Below are 12,689 nucleotides of genomic sequence, written 5' to 3'. Positions count from 1 at the left end.
GGTTCTTCAGAGAGGGTCGGGGTCGTTGAGGAAACGGCTGCACTTGCCGATCGCCTGCTTCATCAGCTGGCAGATGCGCGCATCGGTCAGCTCCAGCACCAGGGCGATTTCCTTGAGGTTCAGCTCGTGCTGGTAATACAGGTTGAGGATCAACCGCTCGCGCTCGTTGAGGCGCTCCAGCGCCTGGGCCAGCAGGCGCTCCTTGAGCACACGTTCTTCCAGTGCGTCACCGCTGCCCTGCACGCCGTCGTGGCCGTTCTGCAGCAGCGCATCGAAACTCTCGATGGCCTCGGAGGACTCGGCGCGCAGGTAATCCTGGTAGCCCGCCTCGTCGAGGCCGGTGGCGGCGAGCACTTCCTCGTCGCTGGGCACGCGGCCGAGCTGGCGTGCCAGCGCGCGGATGACGTCGCGCACCTTGTGCGCCTGCTGCCGCACCTGACGCGGGCGCCAGTCCTGGCGGCGCAGTTCGTCGAGGATGGCGCCGCGAATGCGCAGCGCGGCAAAGCGGCCGAACTGCTCATCCGGCTCGCCGTAGCGGCGCAGCCCTTCGAGCAGGCCCATCAGGCCGATCTGTTCCATGTCCTCGCGATCCAGCACCTGGTTGGCCTGCAGCGACAGCTGGCTGACGATGCGCCGCACCAGCGGCAGGTACTGCATCATCCAGCGCTGCTCGGCCGCCGGCGACAGGCGCGCGTGGCCGCCTTCGGCGCTGGCGTAGCCAGCGGCGCCACTGGCATAGCTGAGGGCAGGATCGCGAAGGGCGTGCATGACGGCTTACTGGACGATCATCTTGCTGAGCATCACATGCTCGAAGGGCACCACCACCTTGCGCGTGGCGAAGTCGTCGATCACCGCCTTTTCCAGGCGCGTCTGCACGTCGCCGATGGGCATCGCACGCAGCACTTCGAACTTCTCCGGGGTCAGGTTGGCGACCACCGAGCTGCGCACCATCGGCGCGACGCTCTCGAGCTTCTTGCGCTCCTGCTCGGCCTTGGCCTGCAGCACCAGGTCGATCACGAAGTAGTGCTCGCGATCCTCACCACGGGAGCTGACGATGATCTTCTCCACCGGCACGAAGAGGTACTCGGCACTCTCCTGCTCTTCCTCCTCCTTGGCGTCGTCCTTGCCACCCTCCTTGCCGGAAGCGGCGGCGGCCGGGGCGAGGCTGGCGGACTTGATCATCTTGTAGTTGACGAACACGCCACCCAGCACGACGGCGATATTCACGATGAGCATCAGTAGAACGAGACGCGGCGTGGTCATGGGGTTTCTCGAAAAATCCTGTGGGAGTACGGGCCGCTGGCGGCCTACACGGTAATCAGTACGTCGCTGTCGCCACGCGGCGAAGAGCGTTCGCCCGCCTGCGCATCGCGCGGGTTGGCGGCCACCGCAAGCTGTTCCTCGGCGAAGCGCTGGCGGTTCTGCTGGCCCTGCTGGCCGGACTGCGAATCGGATGAGACCTGCACGTTGACCTGCAGGAAGTTCTGCCCGACCAGCTCCTGGCGCAGGCGCTCGCTGGTGTTCTGCAGCAGGCGCACCACGTCGCCGTTGGACGCGGATATCTGCACGTTGAGCTGGCCGGCCTCGTGGCGTACGAGGATCTCCAGGGCACCCAGCTCCGGCGGATCGAGGCGGATCGTGGCGTTCTGCACGCGCTGGCCGAGTTGCAGCTCGACGTTGTCGCGCAGCGCACTGACCATCTGCTCACCCCAGTGGGCGTCGTTGCTGCCCTTGAGGTGCAGCGGCCTGTCGAATAACGGCGAGGCCGGTGTCGAGGCGGCGGGCTGGGCATTGCCGTCGGTGGCCGGCAGGCGCGGATCGAGCGCAGCGCCCGGCAGCGCTGGCATGCTGGAATCCGATGCCTGTGTGGCAACGGCCAGATGCTGTTGCAGCAGCGTCTGCGCCTGGCTCTGGGTTGCCTCGCGGGGTGTCGGCGCCGTGACCTTGCCGGGTTCATCGGAGAGTTCGGCAGGCGGCAGCAACACATCCTCCTGCTTCACCGCGGCGGGCGCCGGTTGCGCAGATGAATCGGCGGCCTGGGTGGCGAAGCCGGCGACGCGCGCGCTGGTCTGCTCGGACGGATTGTCCCGCGCCTGCACCACCAGACCCGCCTGGCTGAGCATGCCGGCGAGCCAGCTCTCGGCACCGGAGGGCGAAGCCTCTTCGGCCTGCTGGTCCGGCGTAGCGCTGTCGCGCATCTCCGCAGGCAGGGCTTCAGGCGTGGCCGGCACCGCAGCGCTGGACTGCTGCAGCGATTCCTCGACCTGCGCGGTATCGAACTGCGCGAGGAAGGACTGCACGCTGATGGTCCGTTCACCGGCATTCGACTGCGCCGGTTGTTGCGCGCCGAAGCCGGCAACGCTGACGGCGCCGGCATCACCACGACGCGAATCCTGCGGGCGCGCTTCGGCCACCGGCGCGCTATCACGGTCGGCACTGGGCAGGGATTGGGTCGGTAGCTGGATCACGGTCTATCGACCCTCCTGGTACGTATCCACCTGCATGTATGCCGAGCGTCCCTCGGCATATTCCAGGTGCGAGAGCAGGAGGCGGCGCAGGCGCTCGCACTCCTCGGCGCAGGCCTGCGACGCCTGCTCATGCAGGCGCTTCAGGTGCTTCTTGGCGAGCAGCACATCGGCGGCCAGCCCGGCCTGCGACGACATCGCCACCAGTTGCGCGCGGATCGCCAGGTCGACCTGCCCCATGGCTTTCCAGTCCTTGCGCTGCAGCGCCCCACCCAGCCGTTCGTACAGCTGCAGCAGGCGCTGGCGATCATCCACGTCCGGCACTCACGCCCTCCCAGCCCTCACGCAGGATGCCCAGCAGGCGCACCACTTCGTCGATGCCGGCGACATCCAGCGACACGCTGACGTCGGAGATCCGGTAGATGCAGTAGTCGTAGAGACGCGCCAGGCCCTGCACGGTCTCGCCGCCGTTCTCGTAGTCGAGCGCACCGTTGAGGCCGTTGAGGATGTTCAGGCACTTCTCCAGGGAGCGGCCCTTCTGCTGGTAGCGCTTGTGCTCGATGTGCCCGCGGGCGCGGGCCAGCTCGTCGAGCAGGCCGTCGAACAGCACCAGCACCAGTTCATAGGGCGAGGACGACGCGGCCCTGGATTCCAGGTCGATCATCCGGTAACTGTCGTAGCTTTCGTTCATGCCGTAGGCGGTCATCCGAACATCCCGCTGGTCTGGTCCATCGACTGCATGGTCTGCATCATCGAGGTGTATTGCTTGAGGTAGCGCGCGTAGTAGGTGTCGTACTGCTTCTGCAGGTTGTCGTAGTCATCGTTGACTCGCTTCAGGCTGCTGTTGAGCGACTCCTTGCGGTTCTTCAGCACGCCGTTGACGCTGCTGGTGTAGAGCGACAGCGCCTTGTCGGTGCTGTCGAGCAGGTTGCCCTTGCCCATGAACAGCTTGTCGAGCCCTTCCGGGTCGGCGGCGATGGCCTTCTCGAAGCGCGTCGAATCCAGGGTCAGCTTGCCGTTGCGGTCGGCACTGATGCCGAAGCTGATCAGGTTGGCGCCATTGAAGGTGGTGCGCAGCATCTGGTTGAGGCTGTTCTCGATGGCCCGCACGCTGGAGTCGCCGGCCAGGGCGCCACGGGAGTTGCCGCTCTGATCGCCCGAGGCGGTCAGGCTGTCGATCTGGCTGGCCAGGGCGTTGAACGCGTCGATGAAGGTCTGCACCTTCTTCTTGGTCTCGCTCTGGTCCTGGGAAATGGTCATGGAAATCGGCTGCTCGCCGGATTTCTGCGCCTGGGTGAAGGTGACGCTGACGCCATCGATGATGTTGTCGAAGGTGTTGCTGGCATTGGTCAGCAGCATGCCGCTCTCGCCACCCAGGCGGACGCGGGCGTCCTGTGCCTTGGACAGCTCCTGCGGGTTGCCGATGGCAGTCTCGAAGGCGCTGTTGGCGCTGTCGGTGCCGCTCAGCGACAGGCTGATGGCATTGTCCGCACCGGACTTCTCGGCACCCAGCACCAGCGAGACCTGGCCATTGCTGCGCACCAGGGTGGCCTTCACGCCGGTGTTGTCGGTGGCCTTGTTGATCGCCGCGGCCAGCTCGTCCATGGAATTGGCGCCGTCGCCGTCGGTGTCGACCTTGCTCAGGTCGATGTCGAAGGACTTGCCGTTCTGGGTCAGGGTCAGGGTGCCCTGGGTGTCGATGTCACTGGTCTGCAGGCCGGAGAAGGACAGCTGGTGGCTGGTGGCGAGCTGTTCGACGAAGAAGTCGTAGCGACCGGCGACGGCACTCTTGCCGACGGTGGCGGTGAGGTAGCCGTCCTTGCTCATGGTCGCGCTGTTGACCAGCATGCTGGTGTTGCTGCCGGTGGTGCCCTGCAGGCCTTTCACCGCAGTGGAGAAAGTCTTGAGCGCGGTTTCCAGCGAGGTCACGGCGGTCAGCTGGGCCTGATAGGAGGCCTTGTTGCGGTCGGCCTTGTTCAGCCCGCTCTGCACATCGTACGTGGCCAGTTGCTGGGCCATCTGCTTGACGTAATCGGAATCTATGGTCGCCATGTGAATCCACCTCTTTGGGTCGGAAGAGCAATTACGGTGCCAATGCCGGAAGGCCCGCCGTACGGGGCTTTTCGGGATTACCGGGGAGAAGCTTCACTTCCGCCCGGCGTACTTTGGCGCGCAGCGGGAAGCGGCATTTCCGCCTGCCGGGCGCGCCCCCTGATGCAGGGAAAGGGCGACCGTGGGGAGGGATTCGTTAAGGGATTTCGACGGGGAGTCTGGCAGCCGCGCTTTTTGTAGGAGCGCGTCATGCGCGCGATCGCGGGCATGGCCCGCTCCTACAGGGGAGTCCAGTGCTGAGCCTGATCGCAGCTCGCCCTGCGGCGGCTCAGTACAGCTGCCGCGAATACACCGGCTGTTCGCGCGGGTCGCCCATGAGCTGGCTGAGGATGTCGTGGTGCATCGCCAGCAGCTTGCCGTTGCGCTCGTTGAGGCGCTTGCACTGGGCGGTGAGCTGGCCCAGCTGCAGCCACTCCTGCTGCAGTTCCTCGCGACGCGGCGGCTGGTAGTTGGACAGCAGCGTGCGCATGCCGTCGGCGTCCATCGGCAGGTGGAAGGCACGCAGCACGCGGCTGCGGCGCTGGGCACGGCCGGCGACGGCTTCGAGCAGCGCCTGGATGTCCGGGTTCAGCGCTTCGATCTGCGCGCTGTCCCGCGCCAACAGATGGCGATACAGCTCCTGCAGGCGATCGCGCAGCGCCAGGCAATCGCGGCCATCCTGCTGGACGTCCTGCTCGATCACCTGCAACAGCCGCGCGCGCTGGGTCATGCGTCGCTGCCGCGGTGGTAGGAGAGGATGCTGGTGGCAAGCACGCTGGTGTCGTTCTGCAGCTCGCCATTCATCAGCGCGCGGCGGATTTCGGCGACGCGGCTCTGGTCCACGTCGGGCATGGCGCGCAGGGTTTCCTGCATTTCGTCCAGGCGCAGCGAATCGCTGACCGGCGCACTGGCGCTGGTCTCCGCCACCGGGGCGGCGCGCTCGTTGCGCGCGCTCTTGGCGGACTCGCTGGTGGCCAGCGCGACGCTGGTCAGTTGCCGGGTGATTTCCATGGTCGGTATCCGAATGTTTTTGGGCCTTTCCCTCAGAGGGCGACCGCCTCGAAGCAAAACTTAAATGCCGATTTTCGCGGAACAAACGGCGGATAACCGCTAGCGGTTATTCGCCCTACGGGTCACCCCGTCGTAGGGCGCATAACTCGGAACGAGTTATCCGCCATTGCCTTCACGCCCGCGCCCGCCACCAGGACTGCGCGGCGAGGCCATCCTGGATTTTCTGCTCCTGCTGCGCAAGCTGCAGCTGCCACTGGCCGACCTTGGCCTCGATCACCTGCGTGAGCACCTTCTCGCTGCGCATGGCCGCCATCAGCTCGCCCTGGATGCGCGCCAGGGTCTGTTCGGCAACTTCCAGCTCGCGGCGCTGCAACTGCAGCATCTTGTGCAGGGTGGCCTTGTACTGCTGCTGGTTGTGCCGCTGCAGCGGCGTGCTGGTGGCCACGCTGAAGCCGCACAGGCGGTCCAGCCCGGTAATGTTGTTGCGGTAGCGCTGGCAGAGATTCTGCTGGTAATTCACCCGTCCCAGCAGCTCGCGGACCTTGCCGCCGCGCACGTCGGCCAGGCGCCCGAGCATGTCGATCTGCGTCTTCATCAGCGGCCCCCGACGATGCTTTGCAGGGTGGCGACGCTGTTGCCCAGCTCCGCGCCGTCGGCGGTCTCCTGGCGCAGGTAGCGTTCCAGCATCGGCGCCAGCTGCACGGCGCGGTCGGTCTTCACATCCATGCCCGGCGTGTAGCCGCCCAGCGGGATCAGTTCCTTGATGCGCTCATAGGTGCCGCTGAATTCCTTGAACTGCCGCGCCGCCGAGAGGTGCAGCGGGTCCGCCACCTGGCTCATGCAGCGGCTGACCGAGGCGCCGATGTCGATGGCCGGGTAGTGCCCGACGTCCGCCAGCCGGCGCGACAGCACGATGTGCCCATCGAGGATGGCGCGGGCGCAGTCGACGATCGGGTCCTGGTGATCGTCGCCCTCGGCCAGAACCGTGTAGATGGCGCTCAGGCTGCCGCTCTCGCCCTCGCCGTTGCCGGCGCTTTCCACCAGCTCCGGGAGCATGCCGAACACCGACGGCGGGTAGCCCTTGGTGGCCGGCGGTTCGCCCAGGGCCAGGGCGATCTCGCGCTGGGCCATGGCGTAGCGGGTCAGGGAGTCGACCAGCAGCAGAACGTCCTTGCCCTGGTCGCGGAAGTAGGCGGCGATGCTGTGGCACAGTTCGGTGGCCTTCAGGCGCATCAGCGGCGACTCGTTGGCCGGCGCCACCACCACCACGGCCTTCTGCAAGCCTTCCGGTCCGAGGGAATGCAGGATGAACTCCTGCACCTCGCGGCCGCGTTCGCCGATCAGCCCGACCACCACCACGTCGGCCTTGGTCTGCCGGGTGATCATCCCCAGCAGCACGCTCTTGCCCACGCCGCTGCCGGCGAACAGGCCGACGCGCTGGCCCTTGCCCAGGGTCAGCAGGCCATTGATGGCGCGCACGCCGACATCCAGCGGCTCGGACACCGGGCGCCGGCGCAGCGGGTTCACCTGCGGCAGCTCGGTGGGCAGTGGGTGGCGGCCGGCGAGCTTGCCGAGGCCGTCCAGGGGTTCGCCGAGGCCGTTGACCACGCGCCCCAGCCAGGAATGATCGATGTGCAGCACGGCTTCGTCCGGCGCCGGGAAGACCCGCGAGCCGGAGGTCAGGCCGACGGGCTTCTTGAACGGCATGAGGTAGGTGATGTCACGGTTGAAGCCGACCACCTGCGCCTCCAGGCGCTCGCCGTCGGCGACTTCCACGTAGCAGCGCTGGCCGGTCATGCGCCGGCAGCCGAGGCTTTCCAGCAACAGGCCGGAGACACGCACCAGGCGACCGCTGACCCGCGCCAGCTGGACCGAGTCCAGCGAGCGCAGCGCTTCTTCGAGCTTGAAGCCGTCACCCAGGGCCATCTTCAGTCCTCGTCCTGCAGGTGCGCGCTCAGCGCTTCCATGCAGCTGTCCAGGCGCTGCTGGCAGCCGATGTCGGCTTCCGCCTGGGCGGTGACCACGCGGCATTCGCCCAGCGCCAGGCGTTCGTCCGGCACCAGGCGCCACTTGGCGGCGCGTTCGGGGTTCAGCTCGCGGATGCGCGCGCATTCCTCCGGGTTGAGCAGGATCTGCACCTCGCCCTGCTCGCCCGGCATGGCCGCAAGGGCCTCCTCGGCCAGGGTCAGCAACTGGGTGGGGTTGAGCGTCAGCTCGACCCGAATGACCTGTTTCGCGACCTTCTGCACCAGCTCCAGCAGCTCCTTCTGGCGGCTGCGCTGGAAGGCCTGGTGGTACTCGCCGAAGGCCTCGACGGCGGCCTGCAGCGGCGCGCTGGCCTCGTCGAACACCTGGCGGCCGGTGGCGCGGCCTTCCTCGCGGCCCTTGCGCAGGCCGTCCTGGCGACCGGCTTCGAAGCCCTCGCGCAGGCCGGCTTCACGGCCTTCGCCGACGCCGTCCTGGTAGCCGCGTTCCAGGCCTTCCTGGAAGCCCTCGGAGATGGCGCGCTGGCGCGCTGCCGGGTCGCTGTCCCAGCCATGGTTGTCGGCGCTGGCCGTGGCGCAGCGCGGCGGGAAGCGGTAGGGGCGCCAGGCGCGGCTGTCGGCCTTGATGACTTTGATCGCCATGCGCGGTTACTCCACCGTCTGCTCGCGGAACAGCTGTACCTGCAGGTCACCCTCGGCGGCCAGCTCGCGCACCACGCCCATGATGTCCTTGCGCACCTGCTCCACGCGGCTCAGCGGCACCGGGCCCTGGCGGCGGTTGATGGACTCCATCTGCTGCGCCTGGCGCTTGGGCATGGCGCCCTGGATGGCGCGCACCAGCTCGGGCTCGGCGCCCTTGAGGGCGACCACCCATTCGTCCAGCGGGATGACTTCCAGCAGGGTCTGCAGCACTTCCTGGTTCTGCCGGGAGAGGATGAAGAAGTCGTACATCTCGTCTTCGATCTTGCCGACCAGGTCGTCGTTGTGGGCGCGCAGCAGCTCGAACATCTGGTTACGGTCGCCCTTGAAGCGGTTCATGATGTCCGCCGCCTGCTTAACCCCGCGCACCTGCGAGCCCTGGGTGGAGAGCACGCGCAGGCTGCGGTCGATCAGTTGTTCCAGCTCGGCAATGACATCGCTGTTCACCTCGCTGAGGTTGGCGATGCGGAACAGCAGCTCGTCCTGGCGCTCCGGCGGCATGGCTTCGAGCACGTCGGTAGCCATGCCCGGCGGCAGGAAGGCGAGGAACACCGCCTGCATCTGCGCGTGTTCCTTGGCGATCAGCGCGGCGAACTGCTTGGGATCGATCCACTCCATGCGCGCCATCTTGGCGCGGATTTCCTCGCCATAGATGCTGTCCAGCAGGTTGCGCGTGATGTCGCTGCCCAGCGCCTTGCCGAGCATGCCGGCAAGGTAGGAGCGCGAGGCGCCCTTGATGCTGGATTGCAGCTTGTAGTCGTCGAAGAACCGGCCGATCACGTCGGAGACGGTGTTCTGCTTGACGTTCGACAGCCGCGCCATCGCCTGGCTGATGCTGACGATCTCCTCGCGGCTGAAGTTGCGCAGGATGCCGGAGGAAGCTTCGTCACCCATGCTCAGCATGAGGATCGCCGCCTGTTCCAGGGAGCTCACGGCGCGCATCTGCGGGCCGCGCTTTTTCGTTTCTTCAGGCAGGCTCGTGTCGGTCATTGCGGCCAATCCAGTGCTTGATCACTTCCGAGACCCGTTCCGGGTCGTTCTTCGCCAGCATCTGCAGATGCTCGATCTGGTGCTCCAGGCCCGAGCCCGGCGCCGGCAGGCGGATTTCCGAGAGCGGGTTCAGCTCGCCGAGCACATTGAGCCCGCCGACGCTTTCACTGCCCAGCGACAGGCGCCGCTCGGCATCCAGCGCCAACGGATACTCGGCGCCGCCTTCAGGCAGCTCGGCGGTGGCGGTCGGCTGCACGCGCTGGGTCAGGCTGCGCACGGCCGGGCGCACGCCGAACAGCAGGAACAGCAGCGCAATCAGGCCGAGCACGGTGTAGCGCACCAGGGACTGCAGGGCGCTGCTCTCCCACCAGCTGGCGGTGGACTCTTCCACTGCCGTGGCGGCGAAGGGGAACACGCTGACGGTGATCAGGTCGCCGCGCTGGGCATTGAAGCCCACGGCACTCTTCACCATGGCTTCGAGGTCGGCGCGAGCCTTGTCGGTCCAGCCGCCCTCGGGCGCGGTGGAAGCGTTGATCACCACCGCGACGCTCTGCTGGCGCAGGGCGAAGGCCGGGTACTTGATGTGGGTGACGCTCTGGTCGAAGTCGTTCTGCCGGGTGGCTTCCTCGCGGGTCGAGGTCGCGGCCTTGTTGTCGGTATTGGCGACCTTGCCGTTACCTGGAGCAGCCTGGTTATTGCCCTGGGCGTTGTTCTGCCCTTGTTGCGGTGGCGGTTCCGGCGGACGGTTGCTCAGCGAGCCGGGCACGCCGAGGGCGAGCTGGTCCAGCGTGCTCTCGTTGCGCAGCACTTCGCTGCGCAGGCGCGGCGCTTCGCCGTAGGCCTGCAGGGTTTCTTCCTTCTGGCTGAAGTCGATGTCGGCGGACACGCTGATGCGGTAGTTGCCCAGGCCGAGCACCGGCGCCAGCACTTCCTCGACATTGCCCACGGCCTTGCGCTGATACTCATCCACCGCCTGCCAGTTCTGCGAGGGGCCGCCGACGCCACTGATGCCGCGCGACAGCAGCACGCCGTTCTGGTCGACCACGCTGACGTCTTCGGGCTTCAGCTGCGGCACGCTGCCGGCCACCAGGTTGACGATGGCGCCGACCTGCTCGGAGCTCAGCCGCTGGCCGGGCGCCAGTTGCAGCAGCACCGAGGCCTTGGCCGGGTCGCGCCGGCCGACCACGAAGGAATTGCTGTCTTCGCGGGCGACGTGCACGCGCGCCTGCTCGATGCCTTTCAGGCCCATGATGGTCCGGGCCAGCTCGCCTTCCAGGCTGCGCTTCAGGCGCACGTCCTGAAGGAAGTGGCTGGTGCCCAGCGGCTCGTCCTTGTCGAACAGCTCGTAGCCGGCCGGCATGGACACCTTCACACCCTTGGCTGCGAGCAGCATGCGGGCGCGCGCCAGGTCTTCCTCGCGCACCAGCACCTGGCCGCTCTGCGGGTGCAGGCGGTAGTCGAAGGCTTCGGCGTCCAGCACCTGCATCACGTCAGCGGCCGGGTAGGCTTCGCCGGCGCCATACAGCGGACGGTAGGCACCCTGGTCGCGCCACAGGTAGAAGACCACGGCAGCGGCCAGCAGGGCGGCGCCCAGGGCGATGCCAAGCAGCCCCAGGCGCGGGTCGAGCTTGAGTTTGTCGAGCGGCAGGCGCCCTTTGAGATTCTGCAGCACTGTCAGTCCTTACAGCGGCATGCGGATGATGTCGTCGAAGGCGCCGGTGAGCTTGTTGCGCACCTGCAGCAGCGCGGAGAACGACACGCTGGCCTTCTGGCTCTGGATCATGGCGCCGACCAGGTCTTCGCTCTGGCCGCTGTCCACCGCGGCCATGGCGGCGCTGGACTTGTGCTGTTCGGCGTCCACCGAGCGCAGCGCCTGCTCGAAGCTGGCGCCGATGCCCGGAGCCTGCGCGCTGCCGGAGAGCTGCGCGGCGGGCCGCACGGCCGGGCCGCTGGCGAGGTCGGCGTAACGGTTCATCCGGTCCAGCATGTCCTGCTGCACCTGCATGATCGAACTCATGGAAGTTTCCCCCGGAAACGAATCAGAACTGCACCTGCACGCCCTGCTCACGCATCGCGTTGAGCCGGTAGCGCAGCGCGCGGGTGGTCATGCCCAGGCTTTCGGCGGCCTTGGTCTTGTGCCCGCCGAAGCGGCGGATGGTGTCGATGACATGCTGGTACTCGGCGAGCTTGCCACTGGCGCGCAGCGCGGCGCGGCCACCTTCGGCCGCCAGCGGGATCACCGCCGCGACGGTGGCCAGCGGCAGTTGCGGTGCGGCCAGGCCGAGGTCGCGGGGCTGGATGAACAGGCCGTTGCGCAGCACCAGGGCGCGTTGCAGGGTGTTCTCCAGCTCGCGCACGTTGCCCGGCCAGTCGTGTTGCAGCAGCGCGCGGCCGGCGGCTTCGGTGAGCAGGTCGTGCTCGGCATCCTGCGGGGCGTACTGGCGGATGAAGCGGCGCGCCAGCGGCAGCACGTCTTCCTTGCGCTCACGCAGGGGCGAGATGTGCAGCGGCAGCACGTCGAGGCGGAACATCAGGTCGGCGCGGAAGCGCCCCTCGCTGACTTCGGCCTGCAGGTCACGGTTGGTGGCGGCGATGATGCGCACGTCCAGTTCGATCTCGCGGCGGCCGCCCAGGCGCTCCACGCGCTGTTCCTGCAGCACACGCAGCAGCTTGGCCTGCAAGGCCAGCGGCAATTCGCCGATTTCGTCCAGCAGCAGGGTGCCGCCGTTGGCCAGTTCGAACTTGCCCGGCTGGGCAGTCACCGCGCCGGTGAAGGCGCCGCGTTCGTGGCCGAAGAGGATGGATTCGAGCATCGCCTCGGGAATCGCCGCGCAGTTCACCGCGATAAATGGCGCGTCCGGGCTGGCGATACCGTGGATGTAGCGGGCCAGCAGTTCCTTGCCGGTACCGGTTTCGCCGGTGACCAGGATCGGTGCGCGGGTCTGTGCGACCCGTTGCGCCATGGCCAGCAGGCGGCGGCCGGCCTGGGAACGCGAGACGAACAGCTCCTGGGCGGCGCTGGAGGCCTCCTGGCGGCGCAGCAGTGCGGCCAGCTGGCCGGCGCCGAAGGGCGAGAGCAGGTAGTCGACACAACCGAGGTCGAGCAGGGTGGCGGCCTTGTCCTGCTCTTCATAGCCGACGATGGGCACCACGTCGCGCTCGCGGCCATCGCTGAGCAGCGCGCCGACCTGCGCATAGAGGTCCGGGGCGGGGAAGGCGCCGGCGAGGATGAACAGCAGGGCAGCGTCACTGCGTGCACGGGCCAATTCGGCGAAGCCGGAGAAGCGCTCAACGCGGCAGCCTTCGGCCAGCAGCGTCTGCAAAAGGAGGGCGTGAGCGGCGTCCGAGGACGGCCCGATGATCGCAACTTTTTTCTGCGCCGGCCGCTCTTCGAGCAGCGTTTCACATAATTGGTCGATCGACTGGCTTAAACTGTTCACCGCAACTT

Annotated in this window: 15 protein-coding genes; all 15 read right to left on the bottom strand. The window is 67.3% G+C overall.

Translation table 11 applies throughout. From position 1 onward, the window contains the following. Positions 1 to 6: 6 nt before the first annotated feature. A complete protein-coding gene (locus IB261_RS01210; RefSeq protein ID WP_081518780.1) occupies positions 7 to 768 on the bottom strand; it encodes a FliA/WhiG family RNA polymerase sigma factor in 762 nt (253 codons plus the stop codon). Between the two features lie 6 nt (positions 769 to 774). Then, the gene (locus IB261_RS01205) at positions 775 to 1,263 is read right to left on the bottom strand and encodes a flagellar basal body-associated FliL family protein (protein ID WP_192383404.1); all 489 of its coding nucleotides are present in this window, start codon (positions 1,261 to 1,263) and stop codon (positions 775 to 777) included. A 44-nt stretch (positions 1,264 to 1,307) separates the two neighbouring features. Next, positions 1,308 to 2,468 carry a flagellar hook-length control protein FliK gene (locus IB261_RS01200; protein WP_192383405.1) on the bottom strand — a complete coding sequence of 387 codons (1,161 nt, stop codon included), beginning with the start codon at positions 2,466 to 2,468 and terminating at the stop codon, positions 1,308 to 1,310. Between the two features lie 3 nt (positions 2,469 to 2,471). Further along, entirely contained in the window at positions 2,472 to 2,789 is a 318-nt protein-coding gene (locus tag IB261_RS01195; RefSeq protein WP_081518783.1) for a hypothetical protein, read from the bottom strand. Further along, positions 2,773 to 3,171 (bottom strand): flagellar export chaperone FliS, encoded by a 399-nt coding sequence (gene fliS, locus IB261_RS01190; RefSeq protein WP_081518784.1) that lies wholly within the window; start codon positions 3,169 to 3,171, stop codon positions 2,773 to 2,775. The genes IB261_RS01195 and fliS overlap by 17 nt, the downstream gene beginning before the upstream one ends. After that, positions 3,168 to 4,517 (bottom strand): flagellar filament capping protein FliD, encoded by a 1,350-nt coding sequence (fliD, locus tag IB261_RS01185; RefSeq protein WP_192383406.1) that lies wholly within the window; start codon positions 4,515 to 4,517, stop codon positions 3,168 to 3,170. The genes fliS and fliD overlap by 4 nt, the downstream gene beginning before the upstream one ends. A gap of 328 nt (positions 4,518 to 4,845) precedes the next feature. Continuing rightward, entirely contained in the window at positions 4,846 to 5,286 is a 441-nt protein-coding gene (gene flgN / locus IB261_RS01180; protein ID WP_081518786.1) for a flagellar protein FlgN, read from the bottom strand. Beyond that, entirely contained in the window at positions 5,283 to 5,567 is a 285-nt protein-coding gene (gene flgM / locus IB261_RS01175) for a flagellar biosynthesis anti-sigma factor FlgM (RefSeq protein ID WP_081518787.1), read from the bottom strand. Before flgM ends, flgN begins: the two co-directional genes overlap by 4 nt. 172 nt (positions 5,568 to 5,739) lie before the next feature. Beyond that, complete coding sequence (locus tag IB261_RS01170; protein ID WP_045213329.1) at positions 5,740 to 6,162, bottom strand: flagellar FliJ family protein; 423 nt, start codon at positions 6,160 to 6,162, stop codon at positions 5,740 to 5,742. Beyond that, positions 6,162 to 7,493 carry a flagellar protein export ATPase FliI gene (gene fliI, locus IB261_RS01165; RefSeq protein WP_192210438.1) on the bottom strand — a complete coding sequence of 444 codons (1,332 nt, stop codon included), beginning with the start codon at positions 7,491 to 7,493 and terminating at the stop codon, positions 6,162 to 6,164. The genes IB261_RS01170 and fliI overlap by 1 nt, the downstream gene beginning before the upstream one ends. A gap of 2 nt (positions 7,494 to 7,495) precedes the next feature. Continuing rightward, a complete protein-coding gene (gene fliH, locus IB261_RS01160; protein ID WP_081518789.1) occupies positions 7,496 to 8,194 on the bottom strand; it encodes a flagellar assembly protein FliH in 699 nt (232 codons plus the stop codon). A 6-nt stretch (positions 8,195 to 8,200) separates the two neighbouring features. Beyond that, the gene (locus tag IB261_RS01155; RefSeq protein ID WP_045213334.1) at positions 8,201 to 9,241 is read right to left on the bottom strand and encodes a FliG C-terminal domain-containing protein; all 1,041 of its coding nucleotides are present in this window, start codon (positions 9,239 to 9,241) and stop codon (positions 8,201 to 8,203) included. Continuing rightward, positions 9,219 to 10,913, bottom strand: a complete 1,695-nt coding sequence (gene fliF / locus IB261_RS01150) for a flagellar basal-body MS-ring/collar protein FliF (RefSeq protein WP_192383407.1) — start codon at positions 10,911 to 10,913, stop codon at positions 9,219 to 9,221. Before fliF ends, IB261_RS01155 begins: the two co-directional genes overlap by 23 nt. Positions 10,914 to 10,922: 9 nt before the next feature. Further along, the gene (gene fliE, locus IB261_RS01145) at positions 10,923 to 11,258 is read right to left on the bottom strand and encodes a flagellar hook-basal body complex protein FliE (RefSeq protein WP_081518791.1); all 336 of its coding nucleotides are present in this window, start codon (positions 11,256 to 11,258) and stop codon (positions 10,923 to 10,925) included. Between the two features lie 22 nt (positions 11,259 to 11,280). Next, on the bottom strand, positions 11,281 to 12,681 hold the full coding sequence (locus IB261_RS01140) for a sigma-54 dependent transcriptional regulator (protein ID WP_151188968.1): 1,401 nt from the start codon (positions 12,679 to 12,681) through the stop codon (positions 11,281 to 11,283). Positions 12,682 to 12,689: the final 8 nt, after the last annotated feature.

The sequence above is a fragment of the Pseudomonas sp. PDM20 genome (assembly GCF_014852575.3).
Taxonomy (GTDB): domain Bacteria; phylum Pseudomonadota; class Gammaproteobacteria; order Pseudomonadales; family Pseudomonadaceae; genus Pseudomonas.
This window is presented reverse-complemented; position numbering and strand designations above follow the sequence as displayed.